General features: G+C 64.0%; 21 protein-coding genes. 2 read left to right on the top strand and 19 right to left on the bottom strand.

Annotation, left to right across the window (positions count from 1 at the left end; all coding sequences use genetic code 11):
• Nucleotides 1-11 precede the first annotated feature (11 nt).
• The 6 genes from VIG32_08925 to VIG32_08900 form a co-directional block, all read right to left on the bottom strand.
• Nucleotides 12-992 carry a DHH family phosphoesterase gene (locus VIG32_08925; protein HEY8298129.1) on the bottom strand — a complete coding sequence of 327 codons (981 nt, stop codon included), beginning with the start codon at nt 990-992 and terminating at the stop codon, nt 12-14.
• Nucleotides 993-1355: a 30S ribosome-binding factor RbfA gene (gene rbfA, locus VIG32_08920; protein ID HEY8298128.1), complete on the bottom strand. Its 363-nt coding sequence runs from the start codon at nt 1353-1355 to the stop codon at nt 993-995. It abuts the gene before it with no gap.
• A gap of 227 nt (nt 1356-1582) precedes the next feature.
• Nucleotides 1583-4438: a translation initiation factor IF-2 gene (gene infB, locus VIG32_08915; protein HEY8298127.1), complete on the bottom strand. Its 2856-nt coding sequence runs from the start codon at nt 4436-4438 to the stop codon at nt 1583-1585.
• A gap of 433 nt (nt 4439-4871) precedes the next feature.
• Nucleotides 4872-6116 carry a transcription termination factor NusA gene (gene nusA / locus VIG32_08910; GenBank protein ID HEY8298126.1) on the bottom strand — a complete coding sequence of 415 codons (1245 nt, stop codon included), beginning with the start codon at nt 6114-6116 and terminating at the stop codon, nt 4872-4874.
• Complete coding sequence (locus VIG32_08905; protein HEY8298125.1) at nt 6109-6600, bottom strand: hypothetical protein; 492 nt, start codon at nt 6598-6600, stop codon at nt 6109-6111. The genes nusA and VIG32_08905 overlap by 8 nt, the downstream gene beginning before the upstream one ends.
• Before the next feature lie 371 nt (nt 6601-6971).
• Nucleotides 6972-8297: a hypothetical protein gene (locus VIG32_08900; GenBank protein HEY8298124.1), complete on the bottom strand. Its 1326-nt coding sequence runs from the start codon at nt 8295-8297 to the stop codon at nt 6972-6974.
• 70 nt (nt 8298-8367) lie between these two features.
• On the opposite strand from VIG32_08900, the gene pyk reads away from it, so the two are divergent.
• Nucleotides 8368-9798, top strand: coding sequence for a pyruvate kinase (gene pyk / locus VIG32_08895; GenBank protein ID HEY8298123.1), 1431 nt, complete (start codon nt 8368-8370; stop codon nt 9796-9798).
• Here the strand turns inward: pyk and VIG32_08890 are convergent.
• The 9 genes from VIG32_08890 to VIG32_08850 all read right to left on the bottom strand — a co-directional run bounded on the left by VIG32_08890 (nt 9775) and on the right by VIG32_08850 (nt 17626).
• A complete protein-coding gene (locus VIG32_08890; GenBank protein HEY8298122.1) occupies nt 9775-10419 on the bottom strand; it encodes a hypothetical protein in 645 nt (214 codons plus the stop codon). The two genes, pyk and VIG32_08890, sit on opposite strands and share 24 nt — an antisense overlap.
• The gene (gene recN / locus VIG32_08885; GenBank protein ID HEY8298121.1) at nt 10416-12119 is read right to left on the bottom strand and encodes a DNA repair protein RecN; all 1704 of its coding nucleotides are present in this window, start codon (nt 12117-12119) and stop codon (nt 10416-10418) included. The genes VIG32_08890 and recN overlap by 4 nt, the downstream gene beginning before the upstream one ends.
• Before the next feature lie 7 nt (nt 12120-12126).
• The gene (locus tag VIG32_08880) at nt 12127-13011 is read right to left on the bottom strand and encodes an NAD(+)/NADH kinase (GenBank protein HEY8298120.1); all 885 of its coding nucleotides are present in this window, start codon (nt 13009-13011) and stop codon (nt 12127-12129) included.
• Entirely contained in the window at nt 13001-13777 is a 777-nt protein-coding gene (locus VIG32_08875; protein HEY8298119.1) for a TlyA family RNA methyltransferase, read from the bottom strand. The genes VIG32_08880 and VIG32_08875 overlap by 11 nt, the downstream gene beginning before the upstream one ends.
• Nucleotides 13774-14343, bottom strand: a complete 570-nt coding sequence (locus VIG32_08870; GenBank protein HEY8298118.1) for a thymidine kinase — start codon at nt 14341-14343, stop codon at nt 13774-13776. Before VIG32_08870 ends, VIG32_08875 begins: the two co-directional genes overlap by 4 nt.
• A 26-nt stretch (nt 14344-14369) precedes the next feature.
• Nucleotides 14370-15800: a glutamine synthetase family protein gene (locus VIG32_08865; GenBank protein ID HEY8298117.1), complete on the bottom strand. Its 1431-nt coding sequence runs from the start codon at nt 15798-15800 to the stop codon at nt 14370-14372.
• A 229-nt stretch (nt 15801-16029) separates the two neighbouring features.
• Nucleotides 16030-16509 (bottom strand): cupin domain-containing protein, encoded by a 480-nt coding sequence (locus VIG32_08860; GenBank protein HEY8298116.1) that lies wholly within the window; start codon nt 16507-16509, stop codon nt 16030-16032.
• Nucleotides 16510-16537: 28 nt separating this feature from the next.
• A complete protein-coding gene (locus VIG32_08855; protein ID HEY8298115.1) occupies nt 16538-17086 on the bottom strand; it encodes a GNAT family N-acetyltransferase in 549 nt (182 codons plus the stop codon).
• Between the two features lie 81 nt (nt 17087-17167).
• Complete coding sequence (locus VIG32_08850; protein ID HEY8298114.1) at nt 17168-17626, bottom strand: hypothetical protein; 459 nt, start codon at nt 17624-17626, stop codon at nt 17168-17170.
• Between the two features lie 32 nt (nt 17627-17658).
• Between VIG32_08850 and VIG32_08845 the strand changes: the two genes are divergently transcribed.
• A complete protein-coding gene (locus tag VIG32_08845; GenBank protein HEY8298113.1) occupies nt 17659-18261 on the top strand; it encodes a hypothetical protein in 603 nt (200 codons plus the stop codon).
• 5 nt (nt 18262-18266) lie between these two features.
• Here VIG32_08845 and xseB read toward each other — a convergent pair whose 3' ends face one another.
• From xseB to nusB, 4 genes are read right to left on the bottom strand one after another with little or no spacing between them, the layout of a single operon-like run.
• A complete protein-coding gene (gene xseB / locus VIG32_08840) occupies nt 18267-18512 on the bottom strand; it encodes an exodeoxyribonuclease VII small subunit (protein HEY8298112.1) in 246 nt (81 codons plus the stop codon).
• Nucleotides 18505-19866, bottom strand: a complete 1362-nt coding sequence (gene xseA / locus VIG32_08835; protein ID HEY8298111.1) for an exodeoxyribonuclease VII large subunit — start codon at nt 19864-19866, stop codon at nt 18505-18507. The genes xseB and xseA overlap by 8 nt, the downstream gene beginning before the upstream one ends.
• A 2-nt stretch (nt 19867-19868) precedes the next feature.
• Nucleotides 19869-22043 (bottom strand): PBP1A family penicillin-binding protein, encoded by a 2175-nt coding sequence (locus VIG32_08830; GenBank protein HEY8298110.1) that lies wholly within the window; start codon nt 22041-22043, stop codon nt 19869-19871.
• Nucleotides 22030-22431: a transcription antitermination factor NusB gene (gene nusB / locus VIG32_08825; protein HEY8298109.1), complete on the bottom strand. Its 402-nt coding sequence runs from the start codon at nt 22429-22431 to the stop codon at nt 22030-22032. Before nusB ends, VIG32_08830 begins: the two co-directional genes overlap by 14 nt.
• Nucleotides 22432-22437 lie beyond the last annotated feature (6 nt).

Below are 22437 nucleotides of genomic sequence, written 5' to 3'. Positions count from 1 at the left end.
GCGGAGGATGATTAAAGTCCTTCGGCCACGAGTGCCGCGTCGACCGCGGCGATCGCATCCTTCAGCGTTCCCGCGAAGGTCAATCCCGACGCGCGGAAGTGTCCGCCGCCGCCCAACCGAGCCGCCGCGCTCTGCACGTTGACGCGACCGCTGGAACGCATACTCACGCGAATGTCGCCGTCGTAGGCCTTGAAGAGCGCAGCCACTTCAACGCCTTCGACCGATCGCAGGTGATTGACGATCTCCTCGGTGTCCTCGCCGTCGGCGCCGCACGCGGCGAGCATCGCTTCGTCGACGAACGAATACATGTAGCGCCCCTCGTGTGCCGGGACGGCTTCGTCGAGCGCGCGACCGAGCAGCTTGAGCGCCGCGAGGCGCTTATTGGCGAATATCTCCTCGGTGATCCGTTCCTTGTCGGCGCCCGCAATCATCAAATCGGCGGAGAGCTGCAAGACCTCGGCCGTCGTGTTGCTGTGAATGAATCCGCCGGTATCGGTCATGATCGTGGTGAGCAGACAGGTCGCGATCTCCGGATCGATCTCGACGCCGAGCCCGCGCAGCAGATGCACGACGCACGTACCGGTCGAACATTCGCTCGGCAACACGAAATTGAGCTTGCCGAAATGGGCGTTTCCGAGATGATGATCGATATCGAGCACGTTCGCGCGATCGAGCACCGGCAGAAACTCACCGGCGCGACCCATATCGCTCATGTCGCAAAAGACCCACAGCGCGTCGGCCGGCAAGTCCGCCGGAACGTCGCGCGAAACGAACTGCGCGTCGGGCAAGAACCGCAGATTGCGCGGCACCGCATCCTGTTGAAAGTACTGTACGCGTTTGCCCAGCTTTTTGAGCGCGAGCCCGAGCGCTAGCCCGGCACCGAGCGTGTCGCCGTCGGGCTTGACGTGGCTGACCATAACGAAGGCCGGTCGTGCGAGCAGTTCGCCAACGACGACGTCGGTGCTATCGGCGATCGGTTTCTCGTCGATCATTTAACCCTCTTTCGTAGCGGGAGGACGCGCGTCTTCCCGCAGCGTCTTTGCAAGGGCGATCGCCTTTTCCGTACTGCGATCCTCCACGAACGTGAGATCCGGTACGTGCCGGAGTTTGATTTCGTGCCCGAGTTCGCCACGCAAAAACCCGCTCGCATGATCGAGAGCATCCATCGTCTGCCGCGCGACGTGGCGATCCCCAATGATCGCAACGTACACCTTCGCATGCTGCAGATCCGAGGTTATCTCCACGCGCGTCACCGTCGTAAAACCAAGCCGAGGATCCTTAAGATCCTGCGCGATCACCTTCCCCAACACCCGCTGAATCTCATGATCGATCCGAGCCCGCCGCTGCTCCTTCATTCCTTACGTTGTCACTTGTCGAACGCCACGCAATCCAAAACACATCCCGCTTACGCGGGGGGACGTCGTCGTCGGGTTCGTTTCGGCGGGGCTCTGAGGGAGGAGCGAAGCCAGGATGGCGGGAGCGACGACGAAGGAAGCAGCTTTTTCGCACGATGCGAAAAAGCGGGCGTCCCGACGAATCGAGCCCGACGGCGACGTCCCCCCGCGTAAGCCGGCACGAACCATCACGCCGTGGTCAACTCCGCAGCCACATGCTCGATCATATACGCCTCGATCACATCGCCATCTTTGAAGTCCTGGAACTTCGCGACCTGAATACCGCATTCGTACCCTTCGGCAACCTCGCGGACGTCGTCCTTGACGCGGCGCAGACTCTCGATTTCGCCATCGAAGATCACGACCGAATCGCGCAGCACGCGAACCTTCGCGTTGCGCGTGATCTTGCCGTCCTTGATGTAGCAGCCGACGATCGTGCCGACTTTGCTGACCTTGAAGATCTGACGCACTTCGGCGTGACCGAGCGTCACCTCGCGCGCGATCGGCGCGAGCATCCCGCGCATCGCCTTCTTCAGATCGTCTTCGACTTCGTAGATCACCTGGTAGAACCGCAGATCGACCGCTTCGTTCTCCGCCAGTCGTTTGACCGTTTCGTCGGGTCGGATGTTGAAGCCGATGAGCACGGCGTTCGAAGCGCTCGCCAAGTTGACGTCGTTGGGCGTGATCGCGCCGACGCCGCCGAGGATGACGCGAATGTCCACCTCTTCGGTCGAGAGCGATTCCATGCGGGCGCGCAACGCTTCGACCGAGCCTTGGCCGTCGGCCTTGATGATGAGGTTGAGCGTCTTCTTGCCTTCGGTCGGCATCGACATGAAGGTCTCGAGCGAGACGCGCTGAGTGCTCGTCGCGGCGATACGCGTGTCGCGGCGACGCGTCTTGCGCTTCTCGGCGGTTTCGCGAGCGACGCGTTCGTCGCTGACGACCATCAAGGTGTCGCCGGCCGATGGAATGTCTTGCAAGCCCATGATCTCGACCGGCATCGAGGGCCCGGCCTTCTTCACTTGCTTGCCCTTATCGTCCACGAGCGCGCGGATCTTACCGAACGTTCCGCCGACCACCACGATGTCGCCGACGCGCAGCGTGCCGTTCTGAACGAGCACGGTCGCGACCGCACCGCGGCCTTTGGAGAGTGCGGATTCGATGACGACGCCGGTGGCGCGACGATTTTTGTTCGCCTTGAGATCGCGGATGTCGGCTTCGAGCAACACCGTTTCGAGCAGCGAGTCGATGCCGTCGCCGGTGCGCGCCGAAACGGGAACCATCTCGACCTTGCCTCCCCAATCGACCGGCTGCAGGCCGAGTTCCATCAACTGCTGCTTGACGCGATCGGGTTGCGCGTTTTCCTTATCGATCTTGTTGATCGCCACGACGATCGGCATCTCGGCCGCTTTGGCGTGGCTGATCGCCTCGCGCGTCTGCGGCATGACGCCGTCGTCGGCGGCGACCACGAGGATCGCCACGTCGGCGGCTTTCGCGCCGCGCGCGCGCATCGCAGTGAACGCTTCGTGGCCCGGCGTATCGATGAAGGTGATGGCGCGACCGCCTTTTTCCACCGTATAAGCGCCGATTTTCTGCGTGATGCCGCCGGCTTCGCCGCTCGCTACATTGGCGACGCGAATGCGGTCGAGCAGTGAGGTCTTGCCGTGGTCGACGTGACCGAGAACGGTGACCACCGGCGGACGCGGCGTCATCATCTCGGGTTTGTCTTCTTCTTGCTCGACCGTGACTTCTTGGCCGGCTTCTTTTACGACCGCATTAAATCCGAACTTCTTCGCGACCGAAATAGCGACGTCGCTCGAGATGTTCTGATTGATCGTCGCCATCGTGCCCATCTTGATGAGCTCTTTGATGATGTCTTTCGCGGGAACGATCATCGAGGTAGCGAGTTCCTGCACCGTCAACAGATCGGGAATCTCGATCGCTTCGAGCTTCGCCACGATGGGCGCGGGAGCGGCCTCGGGCCGCTTCTTGCTGCGATTGCGCTCCCGTTCGAGGAGCATCTCCTTTTCGCGATCTTTCTTGTTGAGTTTGTCGTCGAAATGGCGCGAGCGATCGCCCGGGCGGCCGCCGGCACTCGGGGTTGGGGCCTCCGTCGGCGATGCGGGCGCGCCCGGACGCGGCGGTCCGGCGCCGAAGGGGCGCGGCGGCGCGGTGCCGCCGGCGATCGGACGGAACGGACCGTTACCCGCCGGACGGCGTGCCGGCGCGGCCGAGATCAAGCGACCCGGCTGCGGAATGTGTTGACCGTTGGCTCCCAATTGCGGAGGCTGCGGGACGCCGGGCTGGCCGGGCCGGGGTGCGACTCCCGGGCGTCCGGGAATACCGGTGGCGGGCCCGGGCGAGGCCGAGGCCGACGTGGTCGGCGGCGGCGGTGCCGGACGGCGCGGAGGAAGAATGGAGTTCTGCCCTTGCGGCACGGGCTGCAGGCGCGGAATCGGGATATCCGGCGCGGCCGGTTTGGGCGCGGCGGCGCGCTTGGGCGCTACCGGTTTGGGGACGACGACCGGCGCCGGTTCAACGACGATCGGTTCGGCGACGGGTTCCGCGGCCTCGACGGGAGCCGTTGCGACGGGCACGCTCGCAGCGACGGGCGCGGCTTCCGGCACCGGGGACGCGGCGGCTTGCGGCACGGGCGCGGCGGCGACGGCCGGAGCGGCTTTTTTCGCGGCGGGTTTGCGCGAAGTAGCCGAGACCGGTTTGAGGCTCGGAATCGGCTCGGGGGGTGCGGCCGCGACGGCGGGCGCCGCCGGAGCCGGAGAGACGGGAGCCGCCGTTTTGGAAGCCGTCGCTTTGGGAGCCGCCGCCTTGGCGGGAGCCGCAGCTTTCGCGGGCGCCTTCGCAGACGCCGCCGGTTTGAGCAACACGCTGCGGACCAGATCGGCGATATGATCGGGGACGACGCTGAGCTGATTCTTCGCCTCGAAGACGCCCGTCAGACGCTCGTTAAAGAGCGTAATGAGCTCTTTAGACGAGAGCCCGACTTCTTTTGCGAGCTCAAATATTCGAACTTTTCCCGTAGCCAACTTCTACCTTTCCCACCCCAACGCGCTCTGCGCCGTTGGGGACCCCGTGCTGTTTAATGGCGCTAAGGCCCCACCAACGTGGGACCCCCAAACACAGGTGGGTTGGCCACGTCAGTTCATTCTGCGCCGCTCCTATCGAGCATGGCGAGTAAAATTAGTTTTCATGTTTCAGCATGTCAAAATCGTCAACCTTAACCTTACTTGAACCCGCATTCGACGGCCATGGATGCAAGACCCGGATACCGCTTATTCTTTGCCGCGCGCCCGGCACATTCGTGCGAGCAGAGATAGACTCCGCGTCCGGGCAGGCGCGGCGATCGAGCGGGGTCCGCCCGCCAGACGCCGTCGCTGCCGCGAACGAACCGGAGCAGCGACGCCTGATCTTTTCGCTCGCGACAGCCGACGCACTGCCGGAGCGGAACGTGCTGCCGCGTTAGCTTTCGCCTCCGAGCCGCTCGCGCTTGAACTCTTCGAGCTTGCGGATCAGTTCCTCGTCGATGACCGGCGCGCCCGCGGCCGCCTGATCGGCAGCGGCGGCTTCGCCCTCGGGGGGTTCGACGGCTTCGAGCGCTTCGTCCTCGACCGGCGTCTCAACCGGCGGAGCCGCGCGTTCGGCGAGATACCGCTCGCGCGCCTCGTCGGCTTCGGCCTCGCTCGCGATATCCAGACGCCACCCGGTCAATCGCGCGGCGAGCCGCACGTTCTGACCTTCACGTCCGATGGCAAGCGAGAGTTGATAGTCGGGCACGACGACGAGCGCGACGCCGTCGTCTTCGAAGAGCTCGACCGTGAGCACTTTCGCCGGAGCGAGTGCGTTGTTAATGAATGCGGTCGGGTCCGCATCGTAGCGAATCACGTCGATCTTCTCGCCGCGCAATTCGTCGGAGACGTTGGCGATGCGGCTCGACTTCGGCCCCAGACACGCACCGATCGGATCGACCTCCGCGCGATTGCTCTGCACGGCCACCTTCGATCGGCTGCCGGGCTCGCGCGCGATCGCCATGATCTCAACGATGCCGTCTTCGATCTCCGGCACTTCAAACTCGAGCAGGCGCTGAACGAGCCCTTCGGCCGCTCGCGAGAGCACGACGGTCGGACCCTTGGGCGACTTGCGCACGTCGATCACGTAAGCGCGAATGAAATCGTTAATGCGAAAGTTTTCGCGCGGAACCTGTTCCGAGAGAGGCAGCAACGCCTCGTCCTTGCCGTCGAGCAAGACGTACATGTTGCGCTGTTCGTACCGTTGCACGGTACCCTTGACGATATCGTTGAGCTTGGCGGCGTACTTGTTATATACGGTGTCGCGCTCCGCTTCGCGGATGCGCTGCACGATGACTTGCTTCGCAGTCTGCGCGGCGATGCGCCCGAAATCTTTAGGCGTGACTTCCTCGTCGAAGAAATCTCCCGCCTGATACTGCGGTCCCGCCGCTTTGGGCGTGAGCTCGAGTTTCGGATCGGTCACCTCGTCGACTACGGCGCGCCGATGAAAGACTTTGTACTCGCCGGTCTGCCGGTCGACCGTAACGATCGCGTTCGCGTCGGCGCCAAAGTGACGTTTGTAAGCGGTGAGCAGCGCGGCTTCGAGCGCCTCCAACAACATCTCAAACGGAATATTGCGCTCCCGCGAAATGAATTGGAGGACGTCGATGAGTTTCTCTTCGGTTGCCGTTTCAGCCATGCTTGCTCCGTTCTTGCTTGTCGCGGTTGAGATCCGTTCGGATATCGTACTCGAGGTTCGCGGTCTTGATCGTTGTAAGCGGGAGCGGCAATTCGCCCTTCGCCGTCTCTAAAATAACGTTGGTCCCGCGAACGCCCCGCAGGACGCCGCGATGCGTCTTCGCGCCTTCGATATGCAAGGTCGTTACGATCTTGACGTTCTTGCCGCAGAAGCGGTCGTAGTCGCCGGCTTTCGCGAGCATGCGATTGAGGCCGGCCGATTCCACTTCGAGCGTGTAGAGATCGTCGTACTCATCGAGATTCGCGTTGATCGCAGCGGCGACGCGCTCGCAGCTGCGCATATCGACGCCGCCCTCGCGATCGATCGTTACCGTAAATACCGTCGTGCCGTCGCGACGCCGCGCGGCGTGCGCGACGAACTCAACATCCGCAAAACCGGCGTCGTGCTCGAGATCCGCGATCGCTCGTTCAAACGCATCGGTCACCGACGACACAACTCTACTCCCTGACAACAACGAAGCGCGGGACCTGCCCACGCTTACCGAATGACTACTGGGGATAGGATACCCTAAAAAAGCGGCGGGCCGCAACCCCATTGGTGGGCGCGGCCCCTCGCTTTTGGTCTATTCTCAACTTCGAGAGCACGCCTACCGCCGGTTTACGTCCGGCTTCCGGAAAGCGCTCGTCTAGCGCTTCTTATACTTGGCGGCCCTTGGCTGGGCTATGGTAGCCCGGTGGATCTTGCGGTTCCAACCGCCCTCCTGTATTTACGCTGTCTCGATGAGACGCTTTCATTCTACTCCGACCAACGTCGGAGTCCAAGAGGCAAGCGCCGGTTCCCAATACCTCTTTTTCGTTACGGCGGGGCCGAGGGCGCGAACGGCTGCAAGTCGCGCGCGCTGCATGCAAACGTGACGTTCGCTTCCACGATGGGATGCACGGTGTAATCGGTGCGGGGCGTCCCGAAATCCGAGCCGGATGGGTCGACCCGGCCGGTCGCGATCTGCCGATCGCTCGGCGAACCGTACTGCCCGGGCGAACGCGGGTAGCGAAGGACCCAGCCGGTGCAGGTCGTGAGCGGACCGGCGCGATGGACGGCGGTCACGTACATCTTTATCCGGCCTTCAAACCCGGCGCGCTTGCCGGTTTCTTCAAAGACGAACTTAGTCTGGGCAACGATCTCCGGCGGCGGGGTGGGATCGAGATTTCCATTGAGACGGCTCAGGCTTCCGTGATAGCTCCCCGACGAGATCGTCACCGGCCCGGTCGGGATCAGGCCGCGCAGCCGCGCGTTGATATCGGGGTAGCGCTTGCGGGATGGTTTCGGTCGCGCCGCGGCGCGCGGTGCCGGTGCCGGCGTCGACGGCACTTGAACCGCTCGGGCCGGCGCCCCCGCCTTGACGGGCGAGAGGCCCTTCGGACCGGGCGAGCCGATCGGCTTGGGACCGGGCGACTGGTTGGCGCCGTGCTGCGCGCTCGGGCTGGGCAGGCTCGTCGGACCGGGGCTCGGCACGCCCGGCGAAGGCTTTGGGGCCGGCAGCTTCGCCGCAATCGGAGCGGGTTTGGGGGCCGGAGCCGTCGTCGCGCGGGCGGGCGCGGGGGTCGCCGGGCTGCGCGTCGGGGCGGCGGAGGGCGCGGGTTTGGCCGTGGGCTCGGCGCTCGGCACGGCGGTCGCCACCGGTTTCGGTGCGGCCGTGGGCGGTATTTTGATCGTCACGGCGACGGCGGCGGCGGTCGGCACGCTGACCGGCGCGGCCGGCGCATAGGGCATCGGCGTAGTGGTGATGATTGCGGCGGTCGGCTGCGGGTTGGGCGCGGCCGAGGCGATCGGCGCGGGGGTGGGGTTCGGCGGCGCGGTCGGCTTGAAGACCGAGAGCTCGTGGAGGATGCGCGGATGGCTGGCGGCGGCGCGCTGCTGCGGCGCGCGCGGCGCGGCGATGAGCGGTGCGTGTGGAACCGGCGGCGCGGGCTGGGGAGCGGGCGCGGCCGCGGCGCGAACCAGGCGCTGCGTCGTCACCGAGACGATCTCGTTGCCGACGGTACTCTCCGGCGCCGCTTGCTCCGAAGACGACGTCGCAACCGAGAAGAGCAAGAGTGCGACGAGCACGTGCAAGAAAAGCGAGGCCAGAAAACTTCCGGCCAAGCGCTCCGGTTGACGTTTGTCCGTCGGATTCCGGCGCATGGTGCCACGTTAATGCGCTTAACCTAGCGCAGGAGCCTTCCATCGCGTCGCGCAAGCGCATCCCTATCCTATGGAATCAATTCAGAAACGCACGAAAATCGTCGCGACGATCGGCCCTGCCTCGCGCGACCCCGAGATCATCCGCTCGCTCATCGTCTCCGGCGCAAACGTCTTTCGGCTGAACTTTTCGCACGGCACGCCGGAGGACCATGGCGCGATCATCGACTCGATCCGGGCGATCGCCGACGAACTCGGCGCGAACATCGCCATACTGCAGGATCTTCCCGGCCCGAAGGTCCGCACCGGCAAATTCGCCGACGACGTGCCGATGGTGCGGCTCGAACGCGGAGCGCCGTTTACGTTGACGACGCGCGACGTCGTCGGCGATGCGGGTTGCGTGGCGTGCTCGTATCGGGATCTTCCCTCCGACGTCGCCGTCGGAAACCGCCTCTATCTCGCCGACGGCGCGATCACGCTTCGCATCCTCGACAAAACCGCGACCGATGTGGTAACGACGGTCGAAGTCGGCGGCGAGTTGCGTCCGACGCAGGGGATCAACTATCCCGACGGTACGCTCAATCTCGCGGCGGTCTCCGACCGCGACTTTGCGTTCTTAGAGTTCGGCCTTTCGAAAGACGTGGACTATGTGGCCGTGTCGTTCGTTCGCAGCGCCGAAGACATCAATCGCGTCAAAGCCTTCATAAGCGAGCGCGGCAAGGATACGCCGGTTCTCGCCAAGATCGAAAAGCACGAAGCGCTCGAGGACATCGACAACATCGTGCAGGCTGCCGACGGGATTATGGTCGCGCGCGGCGATCTCGGCATCGAAATGCCGCTCGAGACGGTGCCGATGATTCAAAAGGATCTCATCGCGCGCTGCAATCGCGCGAGCAAACCGGTCGTCACCGCTACGCAAATGCTCGAATCGATGATCTCGAGCGCCCGGCCCACGCGCGCCGAAACGACCGACGTTGCCAACGCGATCCTCGACGGCACCGACGCCGTCATGCTCTCGGGTGAAACGGCACGCGGCGCGTATCCGACCGAGGCCGTGCGCGTGATGGCCGAGATCGCTCGCGAAGTGGAAAAATATTACCCGCACGAGGTGCTGCAACTGCGGCGGCTCGAGGGCGCGACGCGCGACATCGCCACGGCGGTGGCCGAGGCCGCGACGCGTTCGAGCGCCGAGCTGAACCTCGCTTACATCGTTACCGGAACGACGACCGGCAACGCCGCGCATCACATCTCGGCGTTTCGCCCGCGGGCGCGCATCGTCGCGCTCACGCCGATGGAGCGCGTCGCGCGCCGGTTGGCGCTGCTGTGGGGCGTCGACTCGTGTCTGATCGAACGCTATTCCTCAATCGATGTCTTACTGCACATCACCGAGCAGCGGCTGCTCGCCGACGGATTGGTCACGAGCGGCGACTACGTGGCGTTCACGACGGGGATGCCGGTCGGTGCGGGCGGCACCAACCTGCTAAAGATTCACCTTATTCCGTAACTTCGGCGAGAGCGTGAATCCGCTGTATTGCGCGTCGAGGTCGGCGCGCATGTGCGGGATACGAATCGCCGCGTCCTGCTCGCCCACCACTTCGTGATTTCCGACGCTGTTGTAGTGTTGGACGAGCGTGATGGTGCCGCCGTCGAACCGCGACCAGACTGCTTTAAGGATGTGTCCCTTCATTTGATCGACGGTTACGTCGAGCGTTTTCACCATGCCGCGCTTCTTAGGCTCGAGCCGGATCACCGGATCGACGCCAGGCGCGGCCGGCGTTAAGAGCGAGATCGCGTACTTCGCCGGCCACGTCGACGCGTCGCCCAGATCGTACGCGAGATCGCTGAAATGCTCGGCCGCGCGCGGAACGCCGCGGAAGACGAAATGGTAGAGCCCCGGATGCTCGTACGCTTCGTCGCCGTGCAGCGTGATCGACACCCACGGAAACACGCGCAGGCGGACGTGCAATCTGACGTCCGCGCGATAGGCTTGCGGCGTGGTGGGATCGGCGGCCAAGCGCTCGAGTATCGGCGCGAGCTGTTTTGCGGTGTTGGTAACGGGCGACGGAACGGCGCTCGGAGCCGGCGATACCGCGAGTGCGGCGAGCAGCGCGGCAAGCGCGATCATGGCGACGCCGAGGAAGCGAGCGCGACGCGACGCTTCGCGGTCTGATCGAGCAGCGATCGCGCGTGTGCGACGGCGACGTCGTGCGCCTCACCCGAAAGCATTCGGGCCAATTCGCGGGTTCGATCTTCCGCGCCGTCGATGAGCTCGACCGCAATGCTCGTACCGGCCTTCCCTTCGCGCTTCTCGAGCAGATAGTGGTCGTCGGCCCAACTTGCAATCTGCGCCAGGTGCGTAACGCAGAGCACCTGTCCGGCGCCGGCCAACCGGCCGAGGCGCAGACCGACGGCGGTCGCGGTGGCACCGCCGATACCGGTGTCGATCTCGTCGAAGATCAGCGCCGTGCCGTCGCGCGACGATGCGAGCGCCACGACGAGCGCTAGGAGCACGCGCGAGAGCTCGCCGCCCGATGCCACGCGGGCGAGCGGGCGCTGCGGTTCGCCTTTATTCGCGGCGAAGACGAACTCGACATGGTCGCCGCCGCCGGGCCCGATCTGCGCGAGCGGTTCGAAGGCCGTATCGAACCGCGCCGACGGAAGAGCCAGGTCGGCAAGTTCGCGTTCGATCCGTTCGCGCAAGCGTTTGGCCGCAATGCGGCGCAGGTCGCCGAGGGTTTTCGCGGCGCTTGCGAGGTCGCTCTGGGCTCGCGCGATCCGCGCCGTTATCGTCGCGCGAAGCTCGTCGCGATTAGCGAAGCGCGCAACGGTCGTACGGAATTCTTCGACCGCTGCGGCGACGGCCGCGAGCGATCCGCCATATTTGCGCTTGAGCCCGTCGAGGTCTTCGAGCCGCGCGTTGATCTGTTCGAGTTCGGCCGGATCTGACTCGACGGTATCGAGTTCGCGCGCAATTTGCGTCGCGAGTTCGGCCGCCTCGCTTTGCAACGCCGCGGCGGCGCCCGCCATCTCCGCGAGGCCGCTGCCGATCTCGGCTACGCCCGCTAAAGCGACGGCAGCCGTGCCGAGCGCGTCGCCGGCGGAGGAGTCGTCACCGCCGAGCGCGTCGTGCGCCGCACGCAGCGCGCCCGCGATTCGTTCGACGTTGTCGAGGTAGCGGCGGCGCTCGGTGAGACGCTCGTCTTCGCCGTCTTGCGGAGCGATGTTTTCGATCTCCTCGAGCCCGAATTGCGCGTAGGCGAGGCGATCCGCCGCGTCGCGTTCGTCTTGCGAGAGCGCGCGCAGTTCTTCGCGCAGCGATTCGAGACCGGAAAACGCATCGGCAACCTCCGCGCCGGCTCGCAGCGCCGGCTCGCCGGCGAACCGGTCGAGCAGATTCACGTGATAGGCCGGCGCGAGCAGCCGTTGCGCGTCGTGCTGCCCGACGATGTCGGCAAGTTCCGGCGCGAGATCGCGGACGTATCCGGCGGTCGTCGCGCGGCCGTTGAGCCGCAGCGCCGATTTCCCCGCGTCGGTCATCTCGCGCGTCAGCACGCCGTCCTCGCCGTCATCGAGCGCAAAGCCGTCGGCCGCGAGCCGAACGCGCAGCGCCGCTGAAGGTTCGAACTCAAGCGTCACGGTCGCACGCGAGGCCCCACGGCGTACCACTTCGGCATTCGCGCGTTCGCCCAGCACGAAGGTCATCGCACCGAGAACCATCGTCTTACCCGATCCGGTCTCGCCGGTGAACATCGTCGCGCCGCGCGCGAAATCGATCTGCGCCCGCCGAATCAGGCCGTAGTCTTCGATCGTCAGCCTGCGCAGCATTTGCAGCCTAACGAAACGTTTCTTTGATCGAGACGCCCCAACGCAGCTTTTTCTCCAAGCGCGAAAAGAACTTCAACGGCTCGGTACGCGCGAAACGCACCGGGCTCGGGTGCCGTTCGATCACGACGGATGCGCCCGGCGCTAGATCGCTCACGGCCTCGCCGTCGCATTCGAGATTCGCATGCACGATCTCGGAATCGACCGAAATCGTGATCGTCGAACTCGTCGGCACGATCAGCGGACGCGAAAAGAGCGTATGCGGCAGCAGCGGTACGATGCCGAACGCATCGACGTCGGGCGAAACGATCGATCCCCCGGCCGAAAGAAAATACGCCGTCGACCCGGTCGGCGTCGCCACGCAGATACCGTCGGCCGGAATGTGCGCGGCCTGCTCGGTTCCAAGGCAGAGACCGAACGGGACGATTCGCGCGACGCCGCCTTTACGCACGACGACGTCGTTGAGCGCGAAGTAGCTGCGGCCTCCGTAGCGCGCGCTCAGAGCCACGCGCTCTTCGATCGCGAGGCCGCGTTCGAGCAGTTGTGGCAATTCGTCGATGCGCGGATCGTCCTCGTCGAACTCGGTAAGAAAACCGAGCCTGCCCGTATTGATGCCCAGTAACGGAATGTCGTCCGCGACGGCGATTCGCGCGGCGCGCAGCAGCGTGCCGTCGCCGCCGATCGTCACGAGCAGGGCCGCATCGGCCGGGCGCGCGCCGTTGGTCGGAATGTTCAATTGCGTATCGCAGCCGGGGCAGAGCGCGATCTCGAAGCCGCGCCGGCGAAAACCCTCGGCCACGCGCATCGCAATCGCGCGCGCGTTCTCGCGCCCGACGTCGACGTAGAGCGCCACGCAGCGTCGCCCGAGTCCGGTGGTCTGCGGCTTAGCGTTCATCGACGACCGCATCCAGCGCGGCGTCGTCGAGCGCGACTCCGTCCCGGCGCAGATGCATGAGGAACTCCCGATTGCCGGCCGGTCCCAACAGCGGCGAGCCGACCAGACCGATCGCGTTAAGTCCGAGGTTTTGCATTGCATCCCGGACTTCGCGCAGGATGGCGCGGTGCACCTCGGGATCCCGGACGACTCCGCCCGATCCCAGCCGCTCGCGGCCGGCCTCGAACTGCGGCTTGACCAGGGCGACCACCTCGCCCGCGGCGTCGAGAAACCCGACCGCACGCGCGACGATCGTGCGCAGCGAGATGAAGGACGTGTCGATCACGATGAGGTCGAAGGGCTCGCCGAACGCCTCATCGGGCAGATGACGAAAATTCGTGCGCTCGAGAACGGTAACTCGCGGATCGTTGCGCAGCTTCCAGTCGAGCTGCCCGTAGCCCACATCGACCGCAACGACGTGCCCTGCACTCCGCTGCAGCAAGGCGTCGGTGAATCCGCCGGTCGAGGCGCCGATGTCGAGCGCCCGGCGCCCGGCGACCGTCACGCCGAAGGCGGCGAGCGCGTGGTCGAGCTTCTCACCGCCCCGGCTGACGAATCGCCGCGGGCGTTCGATCTCGATGGCGGCGCCCGGCCGAACGCCGGCGCCGGGCTTCGTCGCGGGAACGCCGTTGATTCGGACGCGCCCTTCCATGATGAGGCTACGTGCCTGCGAGCGGGTGATGCCGGCGGCCTCGGCAACGGCCTCGTCCAGGCGCTGCCCGCTCACGGGGTCTTCGGCGTATAGAAGCAGCGTCCGCACATCGTGACGTAGCGAACGTCCCCTTCGATCGCGATCTGCTCGCCGGTCGCGATGCGCTCGCCGCGTTCGTTGAAACGGACGTTCATCGTGGCCTTGCGGCCGCAAGCGCAGACCGTCTTGAGTTCCTCGACGCTATCGGCGAGCGTCAGCAGGTAGGTCGAACCCGGAAAGGGCTCGCCGAGAAAATCGCTGCGAATCCCGTAACAGATGACCGGGATATCGAGCAGATGCGCCACGCGATGAAGTTGGCGGACTTGAGCGGGCGTTAAGAACTGGGCCTCGTCCACGAGCGCGCACGCGATCTCGCCGGCGGCGGCCAGCGCCGCGTAGAAATCGAGTTTCGCATCGAACGTGAGCGCCTCGCGCTGCGGCCCGAGGCGCGAGGTGACCCGCCCGATGCCGTGACGGTGGTCCATCGTCGAAGCAAAGATCATCACGGAACGTCCGTGCGTTTCGTAATTGTGCGCGACTTGCAGCAGGGCGATGGACTTCCCGGCGTTCATCGCCGAGTAGCGGAAATAGAGCTTGGCCATTCTAAACGGTTAGAACCGCCGCAGCGCTAGAACAGGTTCCAAAGGTACTGATTGTAGACTTCGTGGTGGTATTGGACTTCCTGCGATTTCACGATCGTGCCGAGCAGGCGCGGGCAGCGATCGGCGCTGGCCTCTTTGAGATCGGCGTAGCGGTTCTTTACGTCGTTGCCGAGCAGCGTCGTCACCCAGGCGGAGTTACGAAACTCGCTGATGGCGTCGTAGACGTTGTGGGGCAGAAAGCGGTCGGCTTGACGGAGGTTTTTAACGTCGCTGATGCGGCCTTCCAGTCCCGTTTTGAAGACCGCCAGCATGACCATGTAGGGATTGGCGTCGGGTCCGACCGAGCGTACTTCGACGCGCGCGCTGCGCTCGTTGCCGATGGGGATTCGCACCATGGAACCGCGATCGACCGCCGAGGCCTTGATTTGATTGGGCGCTTCAAAGTGCGGATCGAGCCGGCGATAGGCGTTGACGCTGGCGTTGAGCATCAAACACGTTTCGCTCGCATGCGTTAAAATGCGATCGACGAATTTCCATGCGAACGGACTCAGGCGTTCTTCCCCGCGCGCGTCCCAGAAGACGTTCTTGCCGTTCTTGCTGATCGAAACGTTCGTGTGCATGCCGCTACCGTTGACGCCGATCACGGGTTTCGGCAAAAAGCTCACGGTCATCCCCAGGCGCGTTGCGACTTGGCGGCAGATCAACTTGTAGAGCTGAATCTGATCGGCCGCGGCCACCACCTCGCCGTAGCTGTAGTTGATCTCAAACTGCGAGGGCGCGACCTCCGGGTGGTCCTTTTCGTTTTCGAATCCCATCGCGCGCTGCACTTCGGCGACCGTATCGATAAAGGTCCGCAGCGCGTCGCCCGGCAGCGAATGATAGTAGCCGCCGGTGTTGACGTACTCGAATTTCCCCGTCTCGTGATAGCGACGCTCGGCATCCAATCCTTGGAAGAGAAAGCCTTCGATCTCGTTGGCGGCATTGAGCGTGTAGCCGTCTTTTTCGTAGTACTGATTCGAGAGTTTTTTAACCAGACCGCGCGTATCGCCCGCAAACGGCGAGCCGTCGCGATCGATCACGTCGCCGAAGACGAGGACTTTGCCCGGCCCGAAGACGTCGGCCGGCGCCCAATAAAACGCGCTCCAATCCAGCACTAGGCGCAAGTCGCTCTCGCGCTGCGACGTGAACCCGCGAATCGACGATCCGTCGAAGGTGAGGTTGTCCATCGACTTAAGCAGAAATTTCTTGTCGTAGTCGAGCATGTGGAGCCGGCCTTCGAGATCGGTGAAGAGCACGGTAACCGCCTTGATGCGATGCTCGCCGGTCAAGTACTTCAGGCGCTCTTCCTGGATCTTCTTCATCGGAACGCGATCTTGGCGCTGCTTCTTTGCGGCCAAGTTCAGCTCTTCGAGCTCGCCGTACGGGAGCATGAGGAAATCACGTAGTTCGGTCGTCATCGTTGCTGCTCTCCTTAGACGGACGGGCTATCCCGAACGCTTAAACGTCATGCCGAGCACGCCTTTATCCATCCGGTAAAAAAACGCCCCCACCCGTTGTGCCCCAAGTCGAACCAATTTTCATGGTGAGCTTGTCTAACCACGGGCGTCCTTCGACAAGCTCAGGATGACAAACGGGGGGGAGGGTGCGTTGTCATGCTGAGCTTGTCGAAGCACGGCCTTCGAGTTGCTACTCTTCGCCGTCGAAGTAGTCGAGCGGCTCGGACCGAACGATTCGGCGTTCCGGCGAGTTGACGCCCCACTTCTTGCTATCCGGATAGTAGTACGATTCGCCGATCGGATTGTCCGCAACGACGTACAGCACGAGATCTTGCGAGCCGTTGTTTGAGATTTGGTGCGCCTCACCGGGTTTGAAGACGAACGCGTCGCCGGTTTCGACCGGCGTGGATCCGCTCTCGTCTCGAACCGTACCGCTGCCCGCGATCACGTGATAGAACTCCCACTGCGCGCTGTGCGAATGATACGGATACGGCGTGGCGCCGGCCGGGATGCGGCAGATCTCGACATCGAAGGGATGCCGCTCGATGAAGTCGGTCGAACGCGGATTGCGCCCCAACGCTTCGGATACTTGCTTTCCCGCACCGGTGAACTTCCCGTTCGGCGAAGTCCAAGTCAATTCTTCAATCTCGTTGGTGTTGATTTTCTTCATTCGCGATTCCCTTCTCATATGGCTTCGGCTATCGCAGAAGCGTCGCTCGAGCGCGGTAAAGCACGCAATGATGCAGACGATGACCTTCCTCGACCCGTGGATGCCCGAAATCGTCGTCCGGGTCGTGCGTCATGTGCAGACGCTCCATTACGCGCTGCGAAGGAACGTTGATCCGCGCCGTCAAGGCGACCACCTGATCCCAGCCCAGCTCTTCGAATGCGAAACGCATCGCCGCGGAAGCCGCTTCGGTCGCATATCCGTGGCCCCATGCGGCGGGGAGAAAGCGCCAGCCGATTTCCTTTGCCGGCGTGAATCGAGCTTCGAAAGGCACCGGCTGCAAAGCGATCACGCCGGCAAACGGCATTCGGTCCTTGAGTTCGACGACGAACCATCCGTAGCCGTCTCGCTCCAATTCCGCCCGCATCGTCGCCGCCGACGCGATCGATCGTTCCCGCGCGTAGGTGCTCGGAAAAAACTCCATGACTCGTGGATCGGCGTTCATCTGCGCCCAGGACTCTACGTCGTCATCGTTCCAGCCGCGCAAGATCGTGCGCGCCGTTTCAATAGCCGCGATCATCTGCCGAACGTTTGCCTCGCGCCTTGACGGTCCATTTAATAGACGTCTGCGCTCCTACTTTATGACCGCCGAGGTTTTCGCTCACCCGAGTTTTCGCAAGTAGGCGGCTTCGGAAAGCATCGCGAGCGAAAATCCGCCAAAGATCAGGGCGATTTCCACGAGCCACTGCCCCGCAAACTCGGGTATTGCGAAGTAGCCGTGCGCGGCCTGTAGTCCGTAACCGCCGAGGCCGATGCAAGTCCCCGCGACGTTCCAGAGCGTCCGTTCGGAGCGCTCGCGCTCGTGGAGCGCCACCGGCGTTCCGTCCCGCCGCATTTCGCGTTCTCGGTGCGATACACCGACGATTATCGTCGAGAAGGCACATGCATACCCGATCATGCAGAGCCAGGCGAGTGCGATAGAGGGCCATGATAACGCACCCAACCCGTGCATCACCACAAGATCAGCGACTACCGCAGCGACGCATGCGAACGCGAAGACGCCGTAGCCCGCAGCGAGCTTCGGCGTTGGAATGATGCGCACGTCAACGATTTTCTGCAACCGTAGTCGGGTTCCTCGCGTTCGGTGGAGTGATGGCGTTGCAAAATCGGGTTACGCCGTTTGGCGAGATCGTCGCGGCGGCGGGGCGTGGGTTGCTTATGGGTAACCGCGGGATTTTGTGCGATGACGAGCGACGAATCGTGCGTTGTTGGCAGGTTCGGCGGTGGATTGCGTGCCGCACGGAGTTTCGCGGGAGGCATCGCACGGTGATGCAGCCGCACACGTGGACCGAGCTATTTTTTCTCGACGAGGCTGCGGCTTTAAGCGCGGGTCATCGGCCGTGCGCCGAATGCCGCAATGCCGACTACAAGCGATTTCGCCGGCTCTGGGAAACGAGTTTCGGCGCTCCCGCCGGCGCGGACGCGATGGATAGAACGCTGCATGCCGAACGTCTCGCCGGCCGCGAAAAACGCACGTACCATGCAGACGTTGCAACGTTACCGGAGGGGACGTACGTCGCGGTCAACGGCACAGCGTGGGCTCTGTGGGGAAACGAGATTCTCGCGTGGTCGAGCGCGGCGTATGGCGAGCGGCGGCCGCGGCCCGCCCGCGGCGAGGTCGAAGTACTCACGCCGCCGTCGATCGTCGCCGTTCTACGCGCCGGCTACGGCGCCGGCATCCATCCCAGCGCGTGACGCGACTACGGATCGAAGAGGATCTCGTCGCCGTCCGGGCTCGCGGCGGCCGCGGGGACGGTGCCCATCGCGCGGTCGATCTGGTCCTGTGCGGTTTTTAGCAGCGTTTCGCAATCGCGCGAGAGTTGTTTGCCCTCTTTGAAGAGCGCGACGGCACGATCGAGTTCCACGTTGCCGTTCTCGAGTTCTTTGACGATCGCTTCGAGCCGTGCGACTTTCGCTTCGAATTCACCGGGTGACTGATCAGCCATCGAGGCCCTTTCGTTCGACGCGTGCGGCGAGCGTCCCGCGCGCGAGGCGCGCGCTGACTACTTCCCCGGCTTCAACGGAATCGACGTCTTTGAGGATGTGCCCGCGCGCATCGGTGACGATCGCATATCCGCGCGCGAGCACGGCGAGCGGATCGCGATCGTTCAACTGCATCTCGAAGGCGCGCAAACGCGCGAACGGCTCTTTGGTCGCGCCAGTTTGCGCGCGAGCGAGGCGCGCGCCGGCATCGATCAGGCGCGCGCCGGCCGGTGCCAGAACGTGTCGCGCCGAGGCGGTCAGCATCGAGACGAGCCGGTCGAAGCGCTGACGGCGCTGCGTTAGCCGCACGATCGGCGTGAGCGCGTCGAGCTTACGCTCGAGTTGGAGCAGCGTGGAACGCCGATCGCCCGCGAGGGTCCGCGCGGCGCGATCGAGCGCTGCCGCGGCCACGTCGAGGCGCTGGTCGTGCGTGCGCTTGAGCGCGCGCAGCTGCTCCCACAGACGGCCGTCGAGCCGCTCGATCCGGCGAGCGTAGGACTCGCGAATCTCACCGAAGTATTGCGCCGCACTCGAGGGAGTCTCGCGCGTGTAGTCGGCAACGAGATCGCTCAAATGCACGTCGCCGGTGTGGCCGATCGCCGAGAGCACCGGCCGCTTCGAGCGCACGATCGCGCGAACCACCGGCTCGAGATTGAATTGAAAGAGATCCTCGTAGGATCCGCCGCCGCGAGCTAGGACGATGACGTCGACGGCCAGCCGCGACGCACGGTCGATCGCTTCGCCGATCTCGATTGCGGCGCCGTCGCCCTGCACGCGCGATTCGACAAACTCGATCTCGAGATGCGGTGCCAAACGCGCCACGATCGTCGAAAAGTCCTCGGCGCCTTTGCCGCGCGCGGAGATCACCGCTATGCGCCGCGGGAATGCAGGCATCGGGCGCTTGCGCGCGCTTTCGAAGAGCCCCTCCGCGCGAAAGCGCTCCTTGAGCGCTTCGAACTGCGCATACAGGTTACCGATTCCGGTGAGCTCGATCGCATTAACGAAGAGTTGAAACGTGCTGCGAGCCCCGTAAATGCCCCACTCGCCCGAGACGATAATCTCGTCGCCGTTCTTGATGGCCGGCAACCCGTTGGCACTGCTCGACCAGATCACGCATTTGAGAATATCGGTGCGCTCTTTGAGATCGAAATAGATGTGCCCGGCGGCCGAACGCGACGGGCTCGAGACCTCGCCGCGCACGCGCAATCCTTGGAGGTTCTTGTTGGCGCCGAGCAGTTTGCCGATGTAGGCAACGACGCGGCTGACGCCCTCAACCCGCGGCGGCTGCGCTTGATCGAACAGCGAGCCTTGCTCCATCGCTAGCGCTTCTTCCGCGGCGCTTTCGTCGCAGCCGGCGCGGGCGAATCGCCGGTCGTCATGTAGTTCGTGCCGTCACCGACCGAATTCGGCGGCTGGGTCGCTTCGGCCGGAAGCGGCGTTGGATCGGGAGGAAGCGTCGGGAGGGGCTGCTGCGTGGGTATCGCCAGGGCGGCCGTGGTGTTTCCGCTCGCGTAATTGGGTGCCGGCGTTTGCGGACGTCCGCACGGCGTCAACGGCTCGGTTCCGACGAGATAATATTCGAACGGCCCCAAACGGCCGCCGCAACTTGCGACCTTCTTCACTTCGTCGGCCGGGAACGGGAAGTCGTGCTTGGCGACGCCGGTCAACGCGCCTTTCATAAAACGCGACCAAATGCGCGCCGGAATATCGCCGCCGTACGATTCGGACATGGGCGAGTTGTTGTCGTTACCGATCCACACCGCGGTAACGAGGTCGGGCGTATAGCCGACGAACCAGGCGTCGTGAAAATCCGAGGTCGTACCGGTCTTACCGGCGGCCGGGCGACCGATGATCGCGTTCGGATAACCCGTTCCGTGGTTGATCACGTCTTCGAGCATCGTGTCCATGATGTAGGCCGTGCCCGCGCTCACGACTTCGGTTTGCTGAGGAAATTGGTTGTCGAGTACCACGTTGCCGAGAGAGTCTTTCACAATTTTGAACGGCGACGGGTCGATGTGGATTCCCTGATCCGCGAGCGTCTGATAGCCGCTCGCCTGATCGAGCGGCGTCACGACCGAGGTGCCGAGCGCGAGCGAAAGATTCGCTTCGAGCGGCGACTTGATCCCCATGCGCTTGGCGTACTCGATCACGCGATCGACGCCGACTTGCTGCAAGAGTTTTACCGCCACCACGTTGCGGCTCTGCGCCAGTGCGTAGCGCAGCGTCATCGCGCCGTAAAAGCGGTTGTCGTCGTCCATCGGCGACCAGGTCGTCCCGTCGCCCATCGGGTAGCTCACCGGCGAATCGTCCAGGATCGTCGACGCCGGCATGCCGCTGTCGATGGCGGCCGTGTAGACGTAGACTTTAAACGACGAGCCCGGTTGACGGTGCGCCTGCCAGGCGCGATTGAACTGATTGGTAAGCGAGAAATGCGTCCCGCCGATCATGGCGACGATCTCGCCGGTCGAGGGACGAATGGCGACGAGCGCCGCCTGGTGCGCGCCGATGCCCTCTTGGGAAGAAGCGCGCATGCCCCAATCCACGGCCTCTTGCGCGAGCTTCTCGAGCTTGGGATCGACCGTCGTGTAGACTTGCAAGCCGCCCTCGTACGCCGCCTGTTTGCCGAACGTTTTCTCGAGCTGCGCGATCGCGTAGGTCGTGAAATACGGATCTTTGTAGCCCTGCAAGCCCGCCGCGCGTTCGCCGGAAAGATCGAGCGGCGCGTTATAAGCCGCGTCGGCTTTCGCTTGCGTGATGTAGTGGCTCTCGGCCATCCGATCGAGCACGTGACGTTGGCGTTCGCGCGCGAGTTTGAGATTGACGTAGGGCGAGTAGTCGGACGGCGCGGCGACGAGGCCGGCCAAGAGCGCCGACTGACCGAGCGTCAGCGATCCGACTCCGCGACCGAAATACGTGTGCGCGGCCGCGTCCACGCCGTAGGCGCCCGAGCCTAAGTAAATCAAATTCAAGTAGCGCTGAAGAATCTCGTCCTTCGTGTAGTAGCGTTCGATCTCCATCGCGAGCAGCGCCTCTTGAATCTTGCGCGAGATCGTCTGCTGGTTGGTGAGAAAGAGCCCGCGCGCGAGCTGTTGCGTGATCGTCGAAGCGCCCTGATCGAGGTGCTTGTGTGCGAGATCGGCGAGCGCGGCGCGCGCGATGCCGGTGAAGTCGACGCCGTGATGGTGATAGAAGTTGTGATCTTCGTTCGCGATAAACGCATCGCGCACCGAGAGCGGGATCTTTTCGATCGGCACCCAGATGCGGTTCTCTTTGTAAAGCGAGGCTAGCTGCGTGCCGTCGCGCGCGTAGATCCGCGTCGAACGCGCGGGCTGATAATCGGCCATGCGGCTGATGTCGGGCAGATTCTTGGAATACGCGGCGACCATTCCGGCGATCGTGCCGGCCGCGAAGAGCACGAGTAAGAAGAACGCGATCAGCGCGAAGCGCAGCGCCTTCATCGCGCCCGTTGGGCCGCGCCCCTTACGCTTTGGCATGGCTCACGGCCGCGAGCACGCCGTTGACGAAGCGGCCCGAGTCTTCGGTGGAGAATTTTTTCGCGAGTTCGACCGCTTCGTTGAGAATCACCGGTCGCGGCGTTTGCGGATGGTAGCGCAGTTCGTAGGTGGCCATGCGTAGCAGCAAACGATCGATCGTCGGTAAACGTTCGATCGTCCAGCCGGCGAGCAGCGGCGCCAGCGTCTCGTCGCTTTCGCCCGCGTGATCGAGCGTTCCCAATACGAGGTCCTTCACGAACAAGCGATGCTCGCTTTCGCCGAACGGCGAGAGGTACTCGTCGAGAACTTCGACGGGCTCGCGATGTCCGACTTCAACCGAAAACAGGGCTTGGAGCGCGAGCTCCCGGGCCATATGGCGCGAAGGCATGGTGTC

It is taken from the genome of Candidatus Baltobacteraceae bacterium (assembly GCA_036559195.1).
Lineage (GTDB): Bacteria > Vulcanimicrobiota > Vulcanimicrobiia > Vulcanimicrobiales > Vulcanimicrobiaceae > JALYTZ01.
The sequence above is the reverse complement of the archived record's forward strand: the minus strand, read 5'-3'. Positions and strand labels throughout refer to the sequence as shown.